Here is a 20,027-nt window from a genome sequence, read left to right as displayed (position 1 = left end):
TCTGTTGCGAGCGGGAGCTGCGACGTACCGGAATGGCTGGTCTGTCATGGACACTCGAGGCGAGGCGTCTGCATCGCGGCAGGCTGCTCGAACTGAGCGAACAGTTGGCCAGCGTCAGTTCCTTCCAGACCTGTGCCCTTTGCCCTTTGCCCTTTGCCCTTTGCCCTTTGCCCTTTGCCCTTTGCCCTTTGCCCTTTGTACATTGTCGCCATGATCCTCGGTCTGGACGTCGGCACGGGCGGCTCGAGGGCCGTGCTCGTCGATCAGCAGGGCGCGATCCTCGCGTCGGCCACGAGGCCGCACGCGCCCTTCACGTCGCCTGGTCCCGCGTGGGCCGAACAGGATCCGGAAGACTGGTGGCACGCGGCTGCCGGCGCTCTCAGGGACGTGCTGGCGGCGGCGAACGTGCGCGCATCGGACATCGCCGGCATCGGCCTGTCAGGACAGATGCACGGCGCCGTGCTCCTCGACGGTCGCGGTGAGGTCATCCGCCCGGCCATCATCTGGTGCGATCAGCGAACGGCCGGCGAATGCCGCTGGCTCCACGACGAGATCGGGCCGGCGCGGCTCCTCGAGCTGACGAGCAACCCCGCGCTCACGAATTTCACGCTGACGAAGCTCCTCTGGGTGCGTCGCAACGAGCCCGATCGCTGGGCGCGCGTGGCGCACGTCCTCCTGCCGAAGGACTACGTCCGCTACCGGCTGAGCGGCGCGTTCGCGACCGATGTCGCGGACGCCTCCGGCACCCTGCTGCTCGACGTGGCAGGCCGCCAGTGGTCCGCCGAGATGCTCGACGCCGTCGAGCTCTCCCGGGCGCTCCTGCCGGACGTCTTTGAATCGCCTGCCGTCACGGCCGCCGTCTCGGCCGACGCTGCGCGCGTGTCAGGCCTCGCGGCCGGGACGCCGATCGTCGCCGGCGCCGGCGATCAGGCGGCGGGCGCCGTCGGGATGGGCATCACGCGGCCGGGCGCCGTGAGCGTGACGATCGGGACGTCGGGCGTCGTGTTCGCGGCGACGGAGCGGCCCGCGCTCGACCGCCGCGGCCGCATTCATACGTTCTGTCACGCCGTGCCTGATCGATGGCACGTGATGGGCGTCACCCAAGCCGCCGGGCTGTCGCTGAGATGGCTGCGTGATCAGTGGTTCGGCGATGCGTCGAGCGGCGAGGCCGCGTACGATCGGATCACCGCCGAAGCCGCCGGCGTACCGCCGGGATCCGACGGCGTTCTCTGGGCACCGTACTTGATGGGCGAGCGTACGCCGCACTGTGACCCCGACGTGCGCGCCGCCCTCGTCGGGTTGGCGGCCACGCACTCGCGCGGTCATGTCGCGCGCGCCGTGCTCGAAGGTGTCGCGTTCAGCCTGAAGGACAGCTTCGCGGTGTTCGAGGAACTTGGGCTGCCGGTGACGACCGTGCGCGTCGGTGGTGGCGGCGCCCGCTCGGCGCTCTGGCGCGACATCCAGGCGACCGTGTACGGCCGTCCGGTCGTCACCGTCGCGGCCGAGGAAGGCGCGGCCTACGGCGCGGCGCTGCTGGCCGGCGTCGGCGCCGGCGCCTGGCCGTCCGTGGACGAGGCCTGCGATCGCGTCGTCCACACGTCGGTCACCACGCCGCCGCTGGGCGATGCCGTCGCCACGATGCGGGGCCAGTACGAACGGTACCGGCGGATCTATCCTGCGCTGCGCAGCATCACGCGGCTCGAGTGACAACGCGAAAGGACTGGCGATGACCGACCCCTACACGCCCCGCCCCGAACACAGGTTCACCTTCGGTCTCTGGACGATCGGCAACGTCGGCCGCGATCCGTTCGGCGACGCCGTTCGTCCGCCACTCGATCCGGTGAGTGCGGCCGCGCTGCTCGGCGAGGTCGGCGCCTGGGGCGTGAACTTCCACGACAACGACCTCGTGCCGATCGACGCCACGCCCGCGGATCGCGATCGGATCGTTCGCGACTTCCGCCGGGCGTGCGAACGGTACGGGCTCGTCGTGCCGATGGCCACGGCCAACCTCTTCACCGATCCGGTCTTCCGAGACGGCGCGTTCACGGCCAACGATCCGGCCGTCCGCGCCTACGCGGTGCAGAAGACGATGCGCGCCATGGATCTCGGCGCCGAGCTCGGCGCGACGATCTTCGTGCTGTGGGGCGGACGCGAAGGCGTCGAAACCGACGCGTGCCGGCGGCCGGACGAGGCCGTCAAACGGCTGCGCGACGCCGTGAACTACCTGTGCGAGTACAGCCGCGATCAGCGGTACGGCTACCGCTTCGCGATGGAGGCGAAACCGAACGAGCCTCGTGGCGACGTCTACATGGCCACGACCGGCAACTACCTGGGCTTCATCGCGACGCTCGCCCATCCCGAGATGGTCGGCGTGAACCCTGAAGTCGCCCACGAGACGATGGCCGGCCTGAACTTCGTCCATGCCGTCGCGCAGGCATGGGAGGCGGGCAAGCTGTTCCACATCGATCTCAACGATCAGGTCAGCGGCCGCTACGATCAGGACTACCGGTTCGGCGCCGCCAACCCCAAGAGCACGTTCTTCCTCGTCAAGTTCCTCCATGACGTGGGCTACGACGGGCCCCGCCACTTCGACGCGCACGCCTATCGGACCGAGGATCACGAGGGCGTGAAGGACTTCGCGCGCGGCTGCATGCGCACGTATCTCATCCTCGAGGAGAAGGCGCGCCGCTGGAACGCCGATCCCGAGATCCAGGCGCTCGTGGCCGGCGCCGAGACGGCCAGCCAGGAGGCACCGTCGGCGCTGCTCTACTCTCGGCCGCACCGTGACGCGCTGCTCGCCCTGGCCTTCGACCGCCGCGTCATGGCGTCGCGACCACTGCAGTACGAGCGGCTCGATCAGTTGACGATGGAGGTGCTGCTCGGCGTAAGGTAGACGGGCATGGCCGCACTCGCGTCGTTCGACATCACGTCCGCGGTCGATCTCCAGGAGGTCGACAATGCGGTCAACCAGGCCCGCAAGGAAGTGGCCCAGCGCTACGATTTCAAGGACTCGAAGTCGTCGATCGACTTCAAGCGGGCCGAGAACGCCCTCGAGCTCGTGTCGGACGACAACTTCCGGATGGAGGCCCTGTGGGAGGTCGTGCTCTCGCGCATGATCAAGCGCGGCGTGCCGGTGAAGAACCTCGAGCCGTCTGACATCGCCCCCATCGGCGGCGGCCTCGTCAAGCGATCCGTGTCGCTGCAGCAGGGTATCCCCAGCGACGCCGCGCGCGACATCGTCAAGTTCCTGAAGGATCAGAAGCTGAAGAAGGTGCAGGTCGCCATTCAGGGCGATCAGCTCCGCGTCTCCTCGCCGTCGAAGGACGAGCTGCAGCAGGCCATGCGGCTGTTGCGCGCGCAGGACTTCGGCGTCGAGCTGCAGTTCGGCAACTATCGCGGCTGAACGGCCTCGCGTGCTGACGTGGCCGCGAGCGGCGCCAGATACGACCGCCGCGCCCTTGCGATCACGCCGGGTTTCCGGACCCGCACGTCGATCGTGTGCAGCGTCCCGTCGAACGCCGGCGGTTGATACGCGAGCAGGTACTGCCGGTGCAGCTCGTCGGCGACGCGCGTGAACGTGGCCGCCAGGTTGTCGGTACTCGAGAGCTCGAAGTAGCCGCCGCCGCTCATGTCCGCGATCTCGCGGAGCCCGGGGTCGGGCTTCGTCGCCACGCACCTGGGGCGGCGCACCTCATCGTCGCGCGGATCGCCCGGGAGGCCCGGAAAGCCGTCGCCGGGCGGCCGCCCGATCGGCGGAGGGAACGGCACGGGCGGCCGGCCAAGCGGGCCTCGTCCGATCGGCCCGCCCGGCCGCCGGCCCGGTCCCATGGGTGGCAGCCGTCCTCCCGGCCGCTGTTCCTCGAAGCGCGGAACACCCGGCATGCCCATCAGGCTGTCGCCGCAGACGTCCGCAAGACCGACGGCGTAGATCATCACGCCCTCGACCTGCGCGCGCCGCTGGACCGTCGAGAACGACACGTTGCCTTCGCCCCATTGCGGCGTGTTGAAGCCGTCGGTGAACACGAGCACGACCTTGCGCCGCGTTTCGCCCGACAGGGCGTCCATCGCCCGCGCCGTCGCGTTCCAGAGCGGCGTCATGCCCGGGCCGACCAGCCGATCCCGCAGGATGCCGGCCAGCACGGCGCGGTCGCTCGTGAATTCCTGCGGATCGATCTGGATGTGATTGCTGAAGCTGCCGACTTTCGCGCGGTCCGTGTCGTCGAGGTGGCCGATGAACTGCCCGGCCGCGTCCCGCACGAGGTCGTTGTTCCGTTCCATGCTCTGGCTGCGGTCGAGCATGACGACGATCGTGATGGGCTGGATCTCGTTGGCGAAGAGCGTCAGCGCCTGCGGGGCGCCGTTGTCGAAGACCTCGAAGTCGCTCTCGACGAGATCCGTGACGAGCCGCCCGCCCGCGTCGACGACCGTGGTGTAGACCGGCACCGAGTTGGCGGCGCCTTGAAACGTGTATTGCTGCCGTGCAGCCGTGAGCACGACGCCGGAAACGGCCAGGCAGAGCACGGCACCCCACGCACGTGACATGACGACCTCGCGCTGGCAGGCGCTCCGCCATTGTCGCATGGGTTCGACGGGGGCGACGGGTACGACGGGTACGATAGGTACGACAGGCGACTGGAACGAGCTGGCGCTGGTCAGCTTCGATCAACTTACGTCGACGGGGACGACAGGTACGACGGGTACGACAGGTACGACAGGTACGACAGGCGACAGGAACGGACTGACGCCGGTCAACTTCGATCAACTTTCGTCGTCGGGTACGACGGGTACGACAGGTACGACCGGTACGACGGGCGACAGGAACGGACTGACGCCGGTCAACCTTTGCTCAGATGGCATTTCTCGGTCCGACGGGCTCGACAGGTGCGACCGGTACGACAGGTACGACAGGTACGACAGGTACGACAGGCACGACAGGCGACAGGAACGAACTGACGTGGGTCGACTTTGCTCGGATGGCGTTTCTCGGTCCGACGGGTACGACAGGTACGACGGCACGACGGGCGACAGGAGCGGACTGACGCGGGTCAACTTCTGCTCAGATGGCGTTCGTCGGTCCGACAGGTACGACGGGCGACAGGAACGAGTTGACGCGGCTCACCTTCGGTCAGCGCTCGTTCGTCGCAGGCGGGGACGACCCTCCGGCCGTGACGCTGGCAGGCGCTCGTAGGCTGCTCCGCGTGGCGTACTCAATGCGTGCTGCGGAGGCGGTGCGGGGCGATTCGTCGCGCCGGTATTCGCCGAAACGCGCTGCCGTTGCGCTTTCAGCTCTGGCACCGACCGGCCGGGTCAATCGCGTGTGGGTCCTCGCCGAAGACCTTGGCGCCCGCGGCCAAATCGATCTCATCGAGGCCTTCACCTCGGCGAATGGCGACGCGTGGCAATGCTTCCCGGCCATGATTCGGCCGAGGGACTTCGTCCGTCCGACACAGAGCGGCAGGGCTCCAACATCATCGTGACTGTGAACCGTGCTCGTCCTGAGATCGCCGTCCACGACGCCAGCACGTCACCGTATGAGCCGACCTCGTCCCGCCACCGTCTCATTGCGCCCTGCTGTCGCGACTGACCGGCGATCGCGGATACGACCCGCTTAGCACCACGCCGACCCACGCGGATCGGGATCATCCTGACGAGTCGGCGCGGCCGGCCCGGCACGCAAGATGAACACCAGCCCCGCCGCCATCGATCTCGTCAGAAGGCCACGACGAACTGAGGCTCGTCCCGTCGTCGATCTATCAGATCTTCAATCGGCGAAACTGTCAGCTCTTCCGCCGGCAGACATCGCTCAGCTCACCTGCGCCGAACCTTGCTTCGCTGGCCTGTGAGATGACTCCTCACGCGGGTCTCTTTCTTCAGTTGGTGGTCACCAATGGCGCGAGGACGAGCGCAAGCCGCCCACCCGCGCATCGCGCAGCACGCCCTCCCCATTGCCCACGGCCGTTCAGCCACGATCGAAGCTGACCAGCGTCAGTTCGTTCCTCTCGCCCGTCGTACCCGACGTACCAGTCGCACCCGTCGTACCCGACGAACGTAAGTTGAACGAAGCTGACAAGCGCCAGCTCGTTCCTCTCGCCTGTCGCACCCATCGCCCAAGTCGCACCCGTCGTCCCGACGAACGTGAGTTGACCGAAGCTGACCAGCGTCAGTCCGTTCCTCTCGCCCGTCGTACCCGCCGTACCAGTCGTACCTGTCGTACCCGACGAAGGATCGAAGCTGACCAGCGTCAGCTCGTTCCTCTCGCCTGTCGTACCCGTCGTACCAGTCGCACCCGTCGTACCCGTACAATCCCCCGATGCCCGCGATCCTGGCCTTCTGTCGGCGCCTCTGGGATGCCGCGGCAGCCGCGGACCGCCGTCTGCTGGCGGCACCTTCGTGGGTGCGCCGGCTCGGATTCACGCTCACGGCCGTGGTGATGATTGGCGTCTCGCTGCCGAACGTCCCGAAAGCGTGGCTCGACCTCGGCCGATGGCCCGGGCTCGGCGGCATCGAGCAGCGCCCCGGCTTCGGCCCCGACACGATCGGCGACGGGTTCACCGCCCGCGCGGTGCTCCACGACCCGAGCGACATGTACACGAAAGCGCGAACCGAGCAAACGCCGCTCGAAGCCGCGACGTGGAGCAAGGAGGCGTCGGCACCGTATCCACCCGCCGCGCTCCTCGCCGAGGCCGGCGCCTACGCGCTCGGAGAGCGTCTGGGCGTCGGCTTCTACGGCGTCATCCTGGCCCTCGCGTGCGTCTTCCTCGTCGCATCCGCGCGGCGCTTCTGGCAGACGCGCTGGTACCTCTTCCCGCTGCTCTACCTCAACTTCTCCTACTTCAGCGAGCGGTTCGTCTACGTCCAGGACAACACGTACCTGATCATGCTGGCCGTGGTGATGATGGCGCTCTACGCGGCGCGCCGCGCACCCGATGCCGCCCACGTGCTGATGGCCTTGGCGATCGCGATCAAGCTGTCGCCGCTGTACTACGCGAAGAACCTTCCAGCGATGCGCCGGGCGACGGCGGCAGCCTTTCTCGGCGTGCTCCTGCTCGGGCTGGTGGCGCCCTATTTCGTGTGGGAGAACTACCTCTACATCTATCGATACGGGAGCGAGCTCAAGGGCGACTGGAACGACGCGATCGGCGCGCTCGTGGTCGCCGCGACGTTCGGCCTGGTGATCGCGTACGTCGACGTCCGGGCAGGATTCGATCTCGAGGATCGCATCGGGTGGGGGCTCGTGCCGTTCGCGATGTTCCTCGGGCTCAAGATGAACGTCGCCCGGCACCTGCTCGTCCTGCTGCTCGTGCCAGACAAGCGGGCGCTCCGGAACGTCGCCGCCGCCGCGGGTCTGGCCGTGCCCGCTCTCCTGCCGTCGATCGCACGCTTCAACGCGGCACTGCCCGTCGCGCTCGTGGTGCTCGCCTTCGGGCTCCTCGGTTATCTCGATCGGATCGGCTGGGCGACCGTGCAGGACGACCTGCGGCATCCTGGCCGGACGCTCCGGCTGATGATGGGCCGTTCCGGTGGCGCGGCGCCGGCCGGCCCTCTCGTGGCGGCCGGTCAGCGTCCGTAATCCGCGGAACGATCGGCCGCTGGCCTCGTCCTCTGCTATAGTCCGCCGCATCCGCCAACCGAACTGCGTTCGCCGGCATGCCGCCGGCCGGCATCGCCGGCCGACAGGCGGAAGGATGGCGGTCCGAGGGTCGCACGGATGACGCGAGACGAAGTGCTCGATCTCATCGGCCGATGGCAGCAGACGCTCGACCGCCGCGATCCGCACGCGTACGCCGCGTTGTACGACGACGATGCGCGGCTCGACAGCCCGATGGCGGGATCGCGCATCGGCAAGGCCGGCGTGACGCGCGTGTTCGACGCCTTCTTCTCGGCGTTCCCCGACGGCGTCTTCACGCCCGAGCCGCCCATCGTCGACATGAACACCGGCCGTGTCGTGGTGGTGGCCTCCGCCCATGGCACGCACACGGGCGAGCTGATGGGCTTGTCTCCGACGGGCAAGACGTTCCGGTTTCCGATCGTGTTCCTGCTCGACGTGCGCGACGGCCTGATCGTGCGCGAACGCCGCGTCTACGACTTCACCGGCCTGCTCGTGCAGATCGGCGTGCTGAAGGCGAAGCCGGTGTGACGCGGCCGCCCGGCGTGACCGGCGGCGACCGCGCCGCCGGCGGTCAATGCGTCAAGCCGTAGATCACGTAGTTGATGCCGAACTTGTAGGCTTCGTTCGTCGGCATCGGGTTGTAGACGTCGGTCGCGGACCACTCCATGTAGTCGCCGATGTCCATGTTGTAGTTGATGACCACGCTCAGCCGCTTGGCGGGATCGTTGTCCTCGTGGATGCCGTAGAACTCGCCGTACAGGCCGGCTTCGCCGAGACGGCCTGGATACGGCACGCGCAGTGACGTGATCTCGAAGAAGCTGTGGAACACCGGATGCGAGACGTCGAGCACGTCGATGCGCGCCTGCGGCAGCACGCGCCGGATCGCTCGCTCGAAGGTCGCCCACTCCGGCTCGAAGTGGAAGTCGTCCACGATGAGGAAGCCGCCCTTCGCGAGGTAGGTCCGCAAGCCGATGACCTCCTCCTCGTTCGGAATCCAGTAGCCCGGCTCGGTGAGGTAGGCGACGGGGAACTTGTGCAGCTCGGGATCGTCGAGCGTGTGCACGTTCGTCGCCTCCACGTGCGGGTCCATCGACGTGAGCGCCTTCAGCATCGTCGACAGGTTGCGCTCCATGGCCGGATAGTCGGCGCTCCAGCTTCCTCCCGATCGGTAGCGGATGCGGACGAACGCGAACCGGCCGTCGTACGGCGCGTTCGGCAGGATCATCGCCCCACGGCCGCCGCCGAAGCGTCCCCACTGCGCGTACAGCACGGCAGGCGCCGCCGCGAGCACGGCCAGCGCGACCGCGAGCCAGACGCGGGCCCGGATGCGGAGCATGGCCTAGCGTCTCACAGAACGGAGGCGGCGCAACACCGTAGAATCCTCCCGTGCTCGCCGACGAACGGACGCGGCTGACCTACCGGTACGAGAGCCTTCGCAGCATCGCGGCCGGCATCGTCGAAACCGCGAGCGGCACCTTCCTGCTGCTCATCGCGGTGCGCTGGTTCGCCGCCGGGCCGGTTGCGAAGGCGTGTGTCGCGGCGGCGTCCGGGCTCGGCTACGTCCTCGCGCCAGCACTGGTGACGCGCGTCGAGGCGGCGCGGACGCCGGTGGCGGCGGCGGCCGCGCGCCTTTCGTTCGCCGGTGCCGCCGCGTTCGCGCTGGCCGCGGTGCTTCCCCTCACCTGGGTGTTCGTGATCGCGAGCATGGTCGCGATCTCCTGCTCCGCCGCGGTGCACCCTCTGCTCACGCAGCTCTACCAGGACAATTACCCGGAGGCGGCGCGCGGCCGGCTGTTCTCGCGCACCATCATGCTGCGCATCGTCACGGCCGTGGTGTTCGGGCTCGGCGCCGGCTGGCTGCTGACCGTGAACATCGAGTACTCGCGCGCGCTCCTCGGCATCTACGCGGCGGCGCTCGGCGGCGCCGGCTGGTGCCTGGCGCGCGTACCGTCGCAGCCGCTGCACCTGTCGGGCGAGCAGCATCCGCTGCGCGCGTTCCGTCATCTGGCCGACGATCGCGTGTTCCGCACCACGCTGATCTCGTGGATGTTCATGGGCTTCGCAAACCTGATGATGCTGCCGATGCGGATCGAGTACCTGGCGAATCCGCAGTACCGGCTCGGGCTGCGCGCGGACGTGATCGCGCTGCTCACGAGCGTCGTGCCCAACGTCGCCCGTCTCGTGATGAGCCCTGTGTGGGGCTGGCTCTTCGACCACGCGAACTTCTTCGTCGTCCGGATGACGCTCAACGTCGGGTTCGCGATCGGCATCGTGTCGTTCTTCACGAGCGACTCGATGACGGGCCTGGTGATCGCCGCGATCACCTACGGCGTGTCGGTGGCCGGCGGCGACGTCGCCTGGACGCTCTGGGTCACGAAGATCGCGCCGCCGAGCCGCGTCGCCGACTACATGGGGGTGCACACGTTCTTCACCGGTGTGCGCGGCCTGCTCGCGCCCGTGGTGGGGTTCGCGCTCCTGACACGCTGGTCGATGACCGCGATGGGATGGCTGTCCGTGGTGCTCATCGCGATCGGCACGCTCGTGCTCGTCCCGGACGCCCGCAAGGGGCTGCCCGAGCGCCGGCACGTGCGTACTCCATCGTCGGACTGAGGCGCTGCTCAGCGCGACGTCGCATCGTCGCGACGTGGCACCCTCGCCTCCGCGCCTATCGTCCGATGACGCTCGACATTTGCTGCCAGATCGTGACGGCGGCCATCGCACCGAAGAGAGCCGTGGCCCACACCAGCGATGCGAGCCGATACGAACGCGGACGGATCTCCACCGGCAGACGCCGCCGGTTGGTCACGATCAACAGGCCTGAGTACACGAACATCATCAGCCCGCCGGTCGAGGCCGAGATGATCAGGAGCACCAGCGGCTGCGTCATGCCCGACAGGAGGACCGTCACGCCGATCGCGACGAGTCCCCAGACCAGGCCGAAGTACAGGCGGCTCTCCGAGAGCGGCGACGCGCTCAGGTAGGTGGACTTGAGGACGTCGGCCGCGAGGCGGCTCGTGTAGTCGATGATCCCCATCGCGGACCCGAAGAGCGAAAACGCGCCGGTGGCCAGAAACAGCACGCCGAACCAGGACCCGACGCTTCCGGCCAGCGCGTCGCGTTCGAGCTGCAGGAACGCGACGCTGTTCGGCAGGCCCGGGTGGCCGAACAGCGTCGAGTGCGCGAGCATCGACGTCAGCGCGATCGTCAGCACCGTCACGAGCACGAAGCTCGACCACTGCTCGACGTTCGCGAAGCGCCACCACGCGCGCCAGCGCGCCATGTTCGACGCCGTGGGCTCGAACCGGTAGCTCACGCGCGCCTCGACGGCCTGCTCCACGCCGGTCACCGGGCTGACCAGCCGCGGCGCGTACTGGCCCATGCCGAAGCCCTTGTCGCGGATCCAGTTGCTCTGGCACAGGTTCTGGCCGCCGCCGGCACCCGCGAACACCATCGCGCCGAAGAGCAGCGGGAACCCGAGCTCGCTCGGAAAGTAGCCGACGTTGATCAGCCCGCCGGGCAGCTCACGCCAGGACTCCGGCTGGATCGCGAAGACCGCGGCCAGCAACGCCAGCGTCACGACCGCCGCGACCTTGACGAAGATCATGCGCTCGAGCGCAACGTACACGACGGGCGCGAACGTCAGCGATATGCCGATGACGACGAGCATGACGACCGCGATGACCTGCGGGCTGCCGCCGAACAGATACGAGCCGAGCGTGGCCGAGCTGAGCGCCCAGCCGGGCCAGAGGTTGGCGAAGTACACCATGATCGCCAGCACCAGCCCCCAGTGGCGCCACAGGCGCGTGAAGCCGGTGATGGCGGTCTCGCCGGTCGCCAGCGTGTACCGCTCGATCTCCATGTTGAGGAAGAACTGCGTGACGACGCCGACGATCGCGCCCCAGAGGAAGACGAGGCCGACGTTCGCCGAGATGTAGGGCCACAGGATGAACTCGCCCGACGAGAGACCGACGCCCGCCGCAACGATGCCGGGGCCGATCACGTGCCACTTGTTCGACGGCAGCGGCGGCAGATCGCGCACGACCGGCTCCGGCCACGCATCGCGCGCGTCGGCCGGCGACGAGGACCCGGCAGCGGTGTTCGTGGCCATGACAGCCGCCAGCCTATGCGCGCTATCCTGACGAGTCAATGACTGGAGGGACGTCATGAAGAAGGCCTTCGCGATGTTGGCGCTGATCGCCGCGGCGACGATGCCGTCGGCAGCGGGCGCACAGGCGCGAGCCGGCGGATTCCACGTGACGAGCGCCGACGTGAAGAACGGGGCGTTCGCCCCGGCGCAGATCTACAACGGCTTCGGCTGCACGGGCGGCAACGTGTCGCCGCAGTTGTCGTGGACGGGGGCGCCGCGCGACACCCGCAGCTTCGTCGTGACGGTCTACGATCCCGACGCGCCCACCGGCTCGGGCTTCTGGCACTGGGTCGTGATCGACATCCCCGCGTCGGTGACGTCGCTTCCCACCGGCGCGAGCCGCGGCAAGCTGCCGGCCGGCGCGATCGAGACACGCACGGATTTCGGCGCCCCAGGCTACGGCGGACCGTGTCCGCCGGCCGGCGACAAGCCGCACCGCTACGTCTTCACCGTCCATGCCCTGAAAGCGGACAGGCTCGATCTGGACGCGCAGGCCAGCGGCGCGCTGGTGGGCTTCAACGTGCACATGAACTCGCTCGGCAGCGCCACGTTCACGGCACGGTACGGGCGGTAGTGCGGTGCAGCGCCCTGCTCGAGGGCCGGCCGCTCCGCCTAGTGCGTCATCGCGTAGAGGAAGGCGTTGACGCCGAACGCATAGCCGCTGGCGGCGAAGGCGTCGAAGTAGCGGCGGTCTTCGCCTTCCCGTTCGAACGCGTCTCCGAAGTCGGTGTTGTGGGTGATCAACACGATCACGTCACCGTGTGAGTTCTCGATCCCGCGCACGTGAACGTCCCGGCTGTCGAACCCGCGCTCCGACGTCTCGAACCCGCTGCCGAACCAGAAGTTGATCGAAGGAATCTGCGGCGCCTTCCGGATGCCGTACGAGATGCTGAACAGCGGATGCGCCGGCGGCAGATCGCGCAGCGGATACTCCGAAGCGGGCAGCACCTTGCGGATCTCCCGTTCGAACACGGCCCACGCGTACTCGCCCCAGAAATCGTCTGCCCAGAGGAAGCCGCCCTTCTGGAGGTACTCGCGCAGCGCGGCGGCATCCTCGTCGCTGAAGAACGCGCCGCCCGGCTCCGTCATCATCACGAACGGACACTTGAAGAGGTTGGGATCGGTCGGCGCCACGATGACGTGGTTGGGCTCGCCGCGGCTGTCGTGGCTGATCGGCGTCTCGGTCAGCTCGCCGAGCCTGAACGGGAAGTTGAGATCCGACTTGGGATAGTCCACCGACCAGCCGCCGCCGTCGCCGTCCCATGACTGGCTGAACGAGAGACGGCAGAACACGAACGCGCCGTCGTACACCCAGGGCGTGCTGATCGTCCATCCGCCTCGCCGTCCGAACCCGCCACGCTGTGCAACGGCTGCCGCGGCCGCCACCATCAGCGCCAGCGCGAGCATCGCCCCGAACCGCACGCGCGAGCGAATCCGGCGTGGCTGCGGACGAGACCGGGCCATGCCTCAGTGTAGTGCGAAGGGGCGCCACGGCTCACCATTCCTGGCCCCCGACCGATGGAATCCTCGAGCCCTCTTACAATGTCCAGGTGTCTACGACGAACTTCCGCGCCTACGGCGCTCTCGACAAGTCCGCCCCGCTCGCTCCGCTCACCATCGAACGCCGTGACCCGACCTCGCGCGACGTCGAGCTCGACGTGCTCTACTGCGGCGTCTGTCATTCGGACCTGCACACCGTCCGCAGCGAATGGACCGGCACGCACTATCCGTGCGTGCCCGGACACGAGATCGTGGGACGTGTGCGCCGCGTCGGCAACGGCGTCACGCGCTTCGTGCCGGGACAACTGTGCGCGGTCGGCGTCATGGTCGACTCGTGCCGCACGTGCCGGAGCTGCCAGGACCGCCTCGAGCAGTACTGCACCGGCGACCCGACGTTCACCTACAACAGCCCGGACGCGCACCTGCCCGGACAGTACACGTACGGCGGCTATTCGCGCGCGCTCGTGGTGGACGAGCACTTCTGCTTCCGCCTGTCCGACGTGCTCGATCCGGCGGCGGCCGCGCCGCTGCTCTGCGCCGGCATCACGGTCTACTCGCCCTTGAAGCACTGGGGCGCCACCGCCGGCACCACCGTCGGGATCGTCGGCCTCGGCGGACTGGGCCACATGGGGGTGAAGTTCTCGCACGCGCTCGGCGCCCACACCGTGCTATTCACGACCTCCCGCGGCAAGCTCGACGACGGGAAACGTCTCGGGGCGGACGACGCGGTGCTCTCGACCGACGCGGTCGCGCTCGACGCGCGCAAGGAGTCGTTCGATCTCATCATCGATACGGTGTCGGCTGCCCACGACCTGAGCACCTACTCGGGCCTGCTCAAGCGCGACGGCGTCCTCGTGCTGGTGGGATTGCCCGACGTCCGGCATCCGGGCCTGGACGCGGCAGCGCTCATCCCGAAGCGCCGATCGATCGCCGGCTCGATGATCGGGAGCGTGGCCGAGACGCAGGAGATGCTCGACTTCTGCGCCGAGCGCCGCATCGCCGCCGACGTCGAGGTGATCCCGATGCACGCCATCAACGACGCGTACGCTCGCATGCTCAGGAGCGACGTCCGCTATCGGTTCGTGGTCGACCTCGGAACGCTCTGAGGAGGAGCCGCCGCCACGGCTGCGGGTCAGTTCGCGTGCCGCTTGCGCTGCTGGAACTTCGCCACCCGCAGGGCGGCTTCGAGATGCTGCGGCTCGACCCGGCCCTTGAACCGCGCGGCCTCGTCGAGGATGAACCGCTTCGCGATGACCTGACCGGTCACGTGCGCCTCGGCCCGGACGTCGACGACGTCGGTCGCCACGAGCTGGCCGGCGAGCCGGCCGAACACGGTGATGTCGTCCGCGAGGATGTCGCCCGTGATGTCGGCGCCCGGCGCGACGACGATGGCGCGCCCCTCGCCGAAGATCTGTCCCTCGACTCTGCCCTCGATGGTGAGGTCGTCGAGCGTCTGCACTTCACCGCGCACGAACAGGGTCTTGCCGATCAACGCCATGATGTGCACATTCTCGCAGACGGCCGAGGCGATCGACATCGCAAAGTCGCGAACGGGTCCGGCCTAGAGCGTCGGGATGTGCAGCCCGCCGCTCACGTCGATGATGCTGCCGGTGGCGAAGCCGAGCTCGCCCGAGACGAGCGCCGCGACGGCGTCGCCGACGTCGGCCGGCGTGCCCCAGCGACGTGCCGGAACGAGACCGCCGGCGATGCGCCGGTCGTAGGCCTCGCGCGCGGCCGCCGTCATGTCGGTCTCGATGATGCCGGGCCGGACTTCGAAGACGGGGATGCCGTGCGGCGCGAGCCGCGCGGCATAGAGCTTCGCGGCCATCGAGAGCCCGGCCTTGCTCACGCAGTACTCGCCTCGATTCAGCGAGACGGTGACGGCCGAGATCGACGTCACGAAGACGACGGCCTGCCTGAGCGAACGGCCGGCGCCGTCCGCCGCGCGCTGGCGCTCCAGCAGGTGCCGCGCGACCTGCTGCGTCAGCAAGTACGGCCCGCGAAGATTGACGTCGATGATCTCGTCGAAGCTGTCTCGAGACGCCTCGAGCAGATCCGCCCGGACGCGCGGCGCGCGGCCGGCGTTGTTGACGAGCACGTCGACGCCGCCGAGTGCGTCGATCGCGCGGGACAGGAGCCGTGTGCGCGCGGCCGCGTCGGCGACGTCGGCGCTGACGTAGAGGACGCGCCGGCCGCCGCGCTCGAGGTCGGCGATCACGTCGGCCACCGCCGCCGGCGGCCGCAGACCGCAGATCGCGAGATCCCAGCCTCGCGCCGCGAGCGCACGAGCCACGCCGAGGCCGATGCCGCGCGTGCCGCCGGTGACGAGCGCGACGGGCCCCGCCATGCGACTACGCGGGGCCGAAGAACGTGAGGTACGGCTGCTGGGTCGCCAGCCGCCGAACGAGCAGGCCAGCCTCCCGCAGGTGATAGTCGCCCCACTGGGTCGATTCGCCGCGCGGCGCCGCGGTGCCAGACGGTGTCGCGTCCCACCCGTTCGGCCGGTGATAGACCGCGTGGAGCAAGAGGCCCTGATGCGTCTTCCCGGTGCTCAGATACGGTCCCGTGTCGTCGAGCAGCGTGGCCAGGATCGCGAGGCCGGCGCGCGCGTAGCGCGTGGCGTGGCCGACCCGTCGATCGAGCACGCGGCCGAGCCGGATGAGCGCCTGCGCCGCGATCGCAGCAGCCGAGCTGTCCACTGGCTCGAGGCCGTTGAGCGGATCCGCAGGGCGGTCCTGCCACCCGTCGAGCCGGAGCAGCCCGGGGGCGCCCGTGTCCCAGTAAGGGACGCCGTCGGCCGCGGTCGCCTGATCGAGATAGTGGTCGGAGGCGGCGCAGGCCGCCTCCGTCATCCAGCCCTCGATCGCGTCTCGGCCACCGCAGCCGTGCAGCGCATCGTCCGGCACGGTGGCGATGAACTCGAGCTGCTCGGCGAACCCGAGCATGGCCCAGGCGAGCCCCCGCGTCCAGGTGCTGAAGGGCGAGTAGCCCTGCTGCGTGCCGGGACCCCGGTAACTGCCGTTCGTCGGATTGAACACCGACTCGTGCGCCACGCGTCCCCGCACGTCGTAGATGTCGCGGCCGCGGCCGTAGTAGACGGCGAACTCGGCGGTCGTGCGCGCGTGCTCGACGAGCCGCTGCAGCAGGCTGACCTTGGCGTCCTGCTCGATCGACAGCTCGTGGCCGAGTTGGTGCGCCAGCGCCAGCGCCCGCAGCGTGCGCATCGTGTCGATGAACAGCGAGTGCGGGCCGCTGAACGAGTAGATGAATCCCGATCCCGGAATGGCGGTCCACCGTGACGCCTGCACGGCGCCGCTGACCTTCAGCGCGAGGGCATACAGGTCGCGCTCGTACCCGTCGACCTCGAAGCGCTGTTCGACGGCCAGCCGCCAGAGCGTGCCGAACGTGCTCACGTTGTTGAAGCCGTGGTCGTGCACGCCCGTGGCCGTCAGGTGCGGCGTCATCCGTTCCAGCGTCCTCGCCCGCCCGAGCTCGAGGAACTCGCGATCGCCGGTGGCGTCGAACTGCAGGAGCGCGGATCCGAACTGGAAGCCCTGCGTCCACTCGGTCCAGCCGCGCGCCGTGTAGCAGCCGCCCATCGTGAAGACGGGTGCGCCTTCCAACGGGAGCCAACTGTCCTCGACGAGCCGGATCTTCCGGGCCGACAGCGCGAACATCCGATCGATGGCGGGCAGCAGGTCCGCGGGGGCGTGGGGCTGGTCGGGGATGCGCATCGGCGGCATCATAGCCGCACCTGCTACGCTACCGATCGCCCGTGCCGTCTGCGCCGCGCTATCCCCGGATGGCGTCCTTCAAGACGCCCGACGCGCTCGCCGCGCACCTGACGTCGTCGGGTATCGCCCTGCCGCTCGATGCCCAGCTCCTTCCGCCGGAGCGGTCGCCCTTCGCGCAGCCGATCGACGTCGCCGGCCGCCGCGTGGCGAACCGGCTCGCCGTGCTGCCGATGGAAGGGTGGGACGGCGAGACCGACGGCCGCCCGTCGGATCTGACGCGCCGCCGCTGGCGGCATTTCGGCGAAAGCGGCGCCGGCATGGTCTGGGGCGGCGAAGCCGTGGCCGTGCGCCATGACGGACGCGCCAACCCGCGGCAGCTCATGCTCACCCGCGACACCGCGGGCGCGATCGGCGCCCTTGCCGCGACGCTGCGCGATGCGCACGCGGCACGCTACGGGCGGGACGCAGCCGATCGGCTCTGCGTCGGCCTGCAGTTGACGCATTCCGGCCGCTTCTCCAGGCCGGATCCCGGCGGCGAGCCGGCACCGCTCGCGGCGTACCGGCATCCCGGGCTGGATCGCCGCACGCCGCATCTGCGTGTGCTCAGCGACGACGAGCTGGATCGGTTGTGCGAGGACGTCGTCGATCGGGCGTACCTCGCGCGCGAGCTGGGCTTCGACTTCGTGGACATCAAGCACTGCCACGGGTACCTCGGGCACGAACTGCTCACGGCGCGGACCCGCGACGGGCGCTACGGCGGCCCGCTCGCGCATCGCCTGCGCTTTCTCCGGAACGTCGCCGAAGGTATCCGAACGGTTGCGCCCGGCCTCGCGATCGGCGTCCGCCTCTCGGCGTTCGACACAGCCCCGTTTCGCGCCGGGGCCGACGGAATCGGCGCGCCGGACACCACCGTCGAGACGCCCGACGACTTCGCGTTCGGGCGAGTCCGTGACGACGACCCGGACGCGATGCTCACCGACGCGCGCGACGTCCTGTCCGCGCTCGACGCGCTCGACATCCGGCTCCTCTGCGTGACCGGCGGCAGTCCGTACTACTGCCCGCACGTGGTCCGGCCGGCGCTCTTTCCGCCGAGCGACGGCTATCTTCCGCCGGAAGATCCGCTGGCAGGCGTCGCCCGGCACGTCGCCGTGACGTGGCATCTGAAGAGGGCCTTTCCGCAGTTCGTGATCGTCGGCAGCGGCTACACGTATCTTCAGGAGTGGCTGCCGCACGTCGCGCAGCGCGCGCTGCGCGAGGGCGGCGTCGACGTCGTGGGCCTCGGCCGGATGATGCTCTCGTATCCCGACTTCCCCGCCGACGTGCTCGCCGGCCGGCCGCTTCGCCGCGGCGCGCTCTGCCGCACCTTCAGCGACTGCACGTCGGGCCCGCGCAACGGGCTCGTGTCCGGCTGCTATCCGCTCGACCCGTTCTACACGGCGCACGCCGATCACGGGCGCCTCGAGCAGGCGAAGGCGTCGTCGCGCCTACCTGGGAGGCGTGGCTGAGAGATCGCGCAGGGTGAACGCTCTGAACTCCGCGGTCTCGTCGAACGACCCGACGCCAACGCGCCCGGACGCGATCGTTCCGTCGATCGCCGACAGCATCGGAATCGGATCGTCGTCGAAGAACACGCGGATGGCCCCGGTCGATCCGCGCCGTTCGAGCCGCACGCGGTGCCATCGCTGATCGGTGAGGCGCGCCGTGCTGGAGGGCGCGTCGATCCGCCGCCGATCGGCATGGTCCACGAGGAAGATGCCGTTGTGCACGCCGTCGGTCTTCGCTGCGAGATGCACGTAGTAGAAGCGCATGGGCGACTCGTAGCCGAAGATCAGGAGCACGTCGCGCACGAGCAGATCGACGGGCGCCGTCGACCGCAGCTCGATGTCGGCGATGAAATCCGTCACGACCGGACTTCGAAAGATGGCCATCGCGCCCGGACGCCGGATCGGCCCGCCGGGCACGCCGGCCTTCTCCAGCGCCAGCATTCCCGGCCTCATCGCCCAGGTGCCGTTTCCGTCGAGGTCCCACTCCGACGACCCGTCGAACTTGGCGGTCATCGCGTGCTGCGCGACGCCGGCCGTTGCGACGACGGCGGCGAGCATGACGAGGAACGTCAGCGGCAGGAGCCGAGCCGGCAGGATCATCTGAGCGTGTCCTTTCGTCTGCGGGAACGGCGACAGCTTACTCCGGCGGCGTCCCCTGCGTGCTCGGTTACACTGTCGGCGGCCGCGCGCGGCGGCGCCACCTGCGCATCCGGAGCAATGACGTCATGGACGTTCGCATCTACCCAACTCGCGACGCGATGAGCCGCGCGGCCGCCGAGCACGCGGCGGCCGCGCTGCAGCGGATCGTGGCCGCGCGCGGGCATGCCACCGTGGTGGCGGCGACCGCCGCGTCCCAGCTCGAGTTCCAGCGTGCGCTGGCGGCCCTCCCCGACGTTCCGTGGCGGCACGTGGAGATCTTCCAGCTCGACGAGTACATCGGTCTGCCGCACGATCATCCCGCCGCGTTCCGGCAACTGCTCGTCGGGAACGTGGTGCGGCCCACCGGCGTCGCCACCGTTCACCTGATCGATGGCATGGACGCCGAGCACTCGCGCGCGGAGCTCAATGCGCTGCTGTCGGCGGCCGACGTGGACCTCGCGTGGCTCGGCATCGGCGAGAACGCTCATCTCGCGTTCAACGACCCGCCCGCCGACTTCTCCACCCCCGATCCCTACATCGTCGTGTCGCTCGACGAGGCGTGCCGCCGGCAGCAGGTGAGCGAAGGCTGGTTTGCGGCGATCGACGACGTGCCGGCGACGGCGGTGTCGATGTCGATCCGGCAGATGCTGCGAGCCCACGAGATCCTCGTGGTCGTGCCGGACGCGCGAAAGGCGGCCGCGGTGAAGGCGACGCTCGAAGGCGAGATCTCGCCCGATGTGCCGGCGTCGATCCTGCGCACGCACCCGAACGTGACGCTCTATCTCGACGACGCGGCCGCTCGCGCGCTCGAGCCCGCGACGCGGGCGCGCCGCGTGTCCTCGTAGCATCGCGTC

Annotated in this window: 18 protein-coding genes; 10 read left to right on the top strand and 8 right to left on the bottom strand. The window is 69.2% G+C overall.

Going from position 1 to position 20,027, the window contains the following annotated elements:
- Window positions 1-210: 210 nt before the first annotated feature.
- The 3 genes from xylB to IT184_13695 are packed head-to-tail and all read left to right on the top strand — an operon-like array spanning window position 211 to window position 3,403.
- On the top strand, window positions 211-1,707 hold the full coding sequence (xylB, locus tag IT184_13705) for a xylulokinase (GenBank protein MCC7009857.1): 1,497 nt from the start codon (window positions 211-213) through the stop codon (window positions 1,705-1,707).
- A gap of 19 nt (window positions 1,708-1,726) precedes the next feature.
- Complete coding sequence (locus tag IT184_13700; protein MCC7009856.1) at window positions 1,727-2,893, top strand: xylose isomerase; 1,167 nt, start codon at window positions 1,727-1,729, stop codon at window positions 2,891-2,893.
- A gap of 6 nt (window positions 2,894-2,899) precedes the next feature.
- On the top strand, window positions 2,900-3,403 hold the full coding sequence (locus IT184_13695) for a YajQ family cyclic di-GMP-binding protein (protein ID MCC7009855.1): 504 nt from the start codon (window positions 2,900-2,902) through the stop codon (window positions 3,401-3,403).
- On the opposite strand, the gene IT184_13690 is transcribed toward IT184_13695, so the two are convergent.
- The gene (locus tag IT184_13690; protein MCC7009854.1) at window positions 3,391-4,542 is read right to left on the bottom strand and encodes a VWA domain-containing protein; all 1,152 of its coding nucleotides are present in this window, start codon (window positions 4,540-4,542) and stop codon (window positions 3,391-3,393) included. The genes IT184_13695 and IT184_13690 overlap by 13 nt on opposite strands.
- Before the next feature lie 1,768 nt (window positions 4,543-6,310).
- Between IT184_13690 and IT184_13685 the strand changes: the two genes are divergently transcribed.
- Both IT184_13685 and IT184_13680 read left to right on the top strand, forming a co-directional pair.
- Window positions 6,311-7,570, top strand: a complete 1,260-nt coding sequence (locus tag IT184_13685) for a hypothetical protein (protein ID MCC7009853.1) — start codon at window positions 6,311-6,313, stop codon at window positions 7,568-7,570.
- A 138-nt stretch (window positions 7,571-7,708) separates the two neighbouring features.
- Entirely contained in the window at window positions 7,709-8,137 is a 429-nt protein-coding gene (locus tag IT184_13680) for an ester cyclase (protein ID MCC7009852.1), read from the top strand.
- Between the two features lie 43 nt (window positions 8,138-8,180).
- Here the strand turns inward: IT184_13680 and IT184_13675 are convergent, their stop codons facing one another.
- The gene (locus IT184_13675) at window positions 8,181-8,945 is read right to left on the bottom strand and encodes a DUF4159 domain-containing protein (protein MCC7009851.1); all 765 of its coding nucleotides are present in this window, start codon (window positions 8,943-8,945) and stop codon (window positions 8,181-8,183) included.
- Between the two features lie 50 nt (window positions 8,946-8,995).
- Here IT184_13675 and IT184_13670 point away from each other — a divergent pair, with 50 nt between their 5' ends.
- On the top strand, window positions 8,996-10,219 hold the full coding sequence (locus tag IT184_13670; GenBank protein ID MCC7009850.1) for a hypothetical protein: 1,224 nt from the start codon (window positions 8,996-8,998) through the stop codon (window positions 10,217-10,219).
- A 55-nt stretch (window positions 10,220-10,274) separates the two neighbouring features.
- Here IT184_13670 and IT184_13665 read toward each other — a convergent pair whose 3' ends face one another.
- Window positions 10,275-11,717: an Nramp family divalent metal transporter gene (locus IT184_13665; GenBank protein ID MCC7009849.1), complete on the bottom strand. Its 1,443-nt coding sequence runs from the start codon at window positions 11,715-11,717 to the stop codon at window positions 10,275-10,277.
- A gap of 55 nt (window positions 11,718-11,772) precedes the next feature.
- Here IT184_13665 and IT184_13660 point away from each other — a divergent pair, with 55 nt between their 5' ends.
- Window positions 11,773-12,330, top strand: a complete 558-nt coding sequence (locus IT184_13660; protein MCC7009848.1) for a YbhB/YbcL family Raf kinase inhibitor-like protein — start codon at window positions 11,773-11,775, stop codon at window positions 12,328-12,330.
- A gap of 38 nt (window positions 12,331-12,368) precedes the next feature.
- On the opposite strand, the gene IT184_13655 is transcribed toward IT184_13660, so the two are convergent.
- Window positions 12,369-13,220, bottom strand: a complete 852-nt coding sequence (locus IT184_13655; GenBank protein MCC7009847.1) for a DUF4159 domain-containing protein — start codon at window positions 13,218-13,220, stop codon at window positions 12,369-12,371.
- An 86-nt stretch (window positions 13,221-13,306) separates the two neighbouring features.
- On the opposite strand from IT184_13655, the gene IT184_13650 reads away from it, so the two are divergent.
- Window positions 13,307-14,362: an NAD(P)-dependent alcohol dehydrogenase gene (locus tag IT184_13650; protein MCC7009846.1), complete on the top strand. Its 1,056-nt coding sequence runs from the start codon at window positions 13,307-13,309 to the stop codon at window positions 14,360-14,362.
- Window positions 14,363-14,388: 26 nt separating this feature from the next.
- On the opposite strand, the gene IT184_13645 is transcribed toward IT184_13650, so the two are convergent.
- The 3 genes from IT184_13645 to IT184_13635 all read right to left on the bottom strand — a co-directional run bounded on the left by IT184_13645 (window position 14,389) and on the right by IT184_13635 (window position 16,990).
- Complete coding sequence (locus tag IT184_13645; protein MCC7009845.1) at window positions 14,389-14,754, bottom strand: polymer-forming cytoskeletal protein; 366 nt, start codon at window positions 14,752-14,754, stop codon at window positions 14,389-14,391.
- Between the two features lie 63 nt (window positions 14,755-14,817).
- The gene (locus tag IT184_13640; protein MCC7009844.1) at window positions 14,818-15,603 is read right to left on the bottom strand and encodes a 3-ketoacyl-ACP reductase; all 786 of its coding nucleotides are present in this window, start codon (window positions 15,601-15,603) and stop codon (window positions 14,818-14,820) included.
- A gap of 4 nt (window positions 15,604-15,607) precedes the next feature.
- A complete protein-coding gene (locus tag IT184_13635; protein MCC7009843.1) occupies window positions 15,608-16,990 on the bottom strand; it encodes a glycoside hydrolase family 88 protein in 1,383 nt (460 codons plus the stop codon).
- Window positions 16,991-17,058: 68 nt separating this feature from the next.
- On the opposite strand from IT184_13635, the gene IT184_13630 reads away from it, so the two are divergent.
- Complete coding sequence (locus tag IT184_13630; protein MCC7009842.1) at window positions 17,059-18,495, top strand: NADH:flavin oxidoreductase; 1,437 nt, start codon at window positions 17,059-17,061, stop codon at window positions 18,493-18,495.
- On the opposite strand, the gene IT184_13625 is transcribed toward IT184_13630, so the two are convergent.
- A complete protein-coding gene (locus IT184_13625) occupies window positions 18,475-19,134 on the bottom strand; it encodes a hypothetical protein (GenBank protein ID MCC7009841.1) in 660 nt (219 codons plus the stop codon). The genes IT184_13630 and IT184_13625 overlap by 21 nt on opposite strands.
- A 125-nt stretch (window positions 19,135-19,259) precedes the next feature.
- Between IT184_13625 and IT184_13620 the strand changes: the two genes are divergently transcribed.
- The gene (locus tag IT184_13620) at window positions 19,260-20,018 is read left to right on the top strand and encodes a 6-phosphogluconolactonase (GenBank protein MCC7009840.1); all 759 of its coding nucleotides are present in this window, start codon (window positions 19,260-19,262) and stop codon (window positions 20,016-20,018) included.
- The last annotated feature ends 9 nt before the right edge of the window (window positions 20,019-20,027 follow it).

The sequence above is a fragment of the Acidobacteriota bacterium genome, from assembly GCA_020853395.1.
Lineage (GTDB): Bacteria > Acidobacteriota > Vicinamibacteria > Vicinamibacterales > SCN-69-37 > JADYYY01.
The sequence above is the reverse complement of the archived record's forward strand: the minus strand, read 5'-3'. Positions and strand labels throughout refer to the sequence as shown.

Excerpts from the sequence above, each read along its gene's own strand:
- xylB (MCC7009857.1), top strand. The coding sequence starts at position 211 with ATGATCCTCGGTCTGGACGTCGGCACGGGCGGCTCGAGGGCCGTGCTC.
- IT184_13700 (MCC7009856.1), top strand. The coding sequence starts at position 1,727 with ATGACCGACCCCTACACGCCCCGCCCCGAACACAGGTTCACCTTCGGT.
- IT184_13695 (MCC7009855.1), top strand. The coding sequence starts at position 2,900 with ATGGCCGCACTCGCGTCGTTCGACATCACGTCCGCGGTCGATCTCCAG.
- IT184_13690 (MCC7009854.1), bottom strand. The coding sequence starts at position 4,542 with ATGTCACGTGCGTGGGGTGCCGTGCTCTGCCTGGCCGTTTCCGGCGTC.
- IT184_13685 (MCC7009853.1), top strand. The coding sequence starts at position 6,311 with ATGCCCGCGATCCTGGCCTTCTGTCGGCGCCTCTGGGATGCCGCGGCA.
- IT184_13680 (MCC7009852.1), top strand. The coding sequence starts at position 7,709 with ATGACGCGAGACGAAGTGCTCGATCTCATCGGCCGATGGCAGCAGACG.
- IT184_13675 (MCC7009851.1), bottom strand. The coding sequence starts at position 8,945 with ATGCTCCGCATCCGGGCCCGCGTCTGGCTCGCGGTCGCGCTGGCCGTG.
- IT184_13665 (MCC7009849.1), bottom strand. The coding sequence starts at position 11,717 with ATGGCCACGAACACCGCTGCCGGGTCCTCGTCGCCGGCCGACGCGCGC.
- IT184_13660 (MCC7009848.1), top strand. The coding sequence starts at position 11,773 with ATGAAGAAGGCCTTCGCGATGTTGGCGCTGATCGCCGCGGCGACGATG.
- IT184_13655 (MCC7009847.1), bottom strand. The coding sequence starts at position 13,220 with ATGGCCCGGTCTCGTCCGCAGCCACGCCGGATTCGCTCGCGCGTGCGG.
- IT184_13645 (MCC7009845.1), bottom strand. The coding sequence starts at position 14,754 with ATGGCGTTGATCGGCAAGACCCTGTTCGTGCGCGGTGAAGTGCAGACG.
- IT184_13640 (MCC7009844.1), bottom strand. The coding sequence starts at position 15,603 with ATGGCGGGGCCCGTCGCGCTCGTCACCGGCGGCACGCGCGGCATCGGC.
- IT184_13635 (MCC7009843.1), bottom strand. The coding sequence starts at position 16,990 with ATGCGCATCCCCGACCAGCCCCACGCCCCCGCGGACCTGCTGCCCGCC.
- IT184_13630 (MCC7009842.1), top strand. The coding sequence starts at position 17,059 with ATGGCGTCCTTCAAGACGCCCGACGCGCTCGCCGCGCACCTGACGTCG.
- IT184_13625 (MCC7009841.1), bottom strand. The coding sequence starts at position 19,134 with ATGATCCTGCCGGCTCGGCTCCTGCCGCTGACGTTCCTCGTCATGCTC.
- IT184_13620 (MCC7009840.1), top strand. The coding sequence starts at position 19,260 with ATGGACGTTCGCATCTACCCAACTCGCGACGCGATGAGCCGCGCGGCC.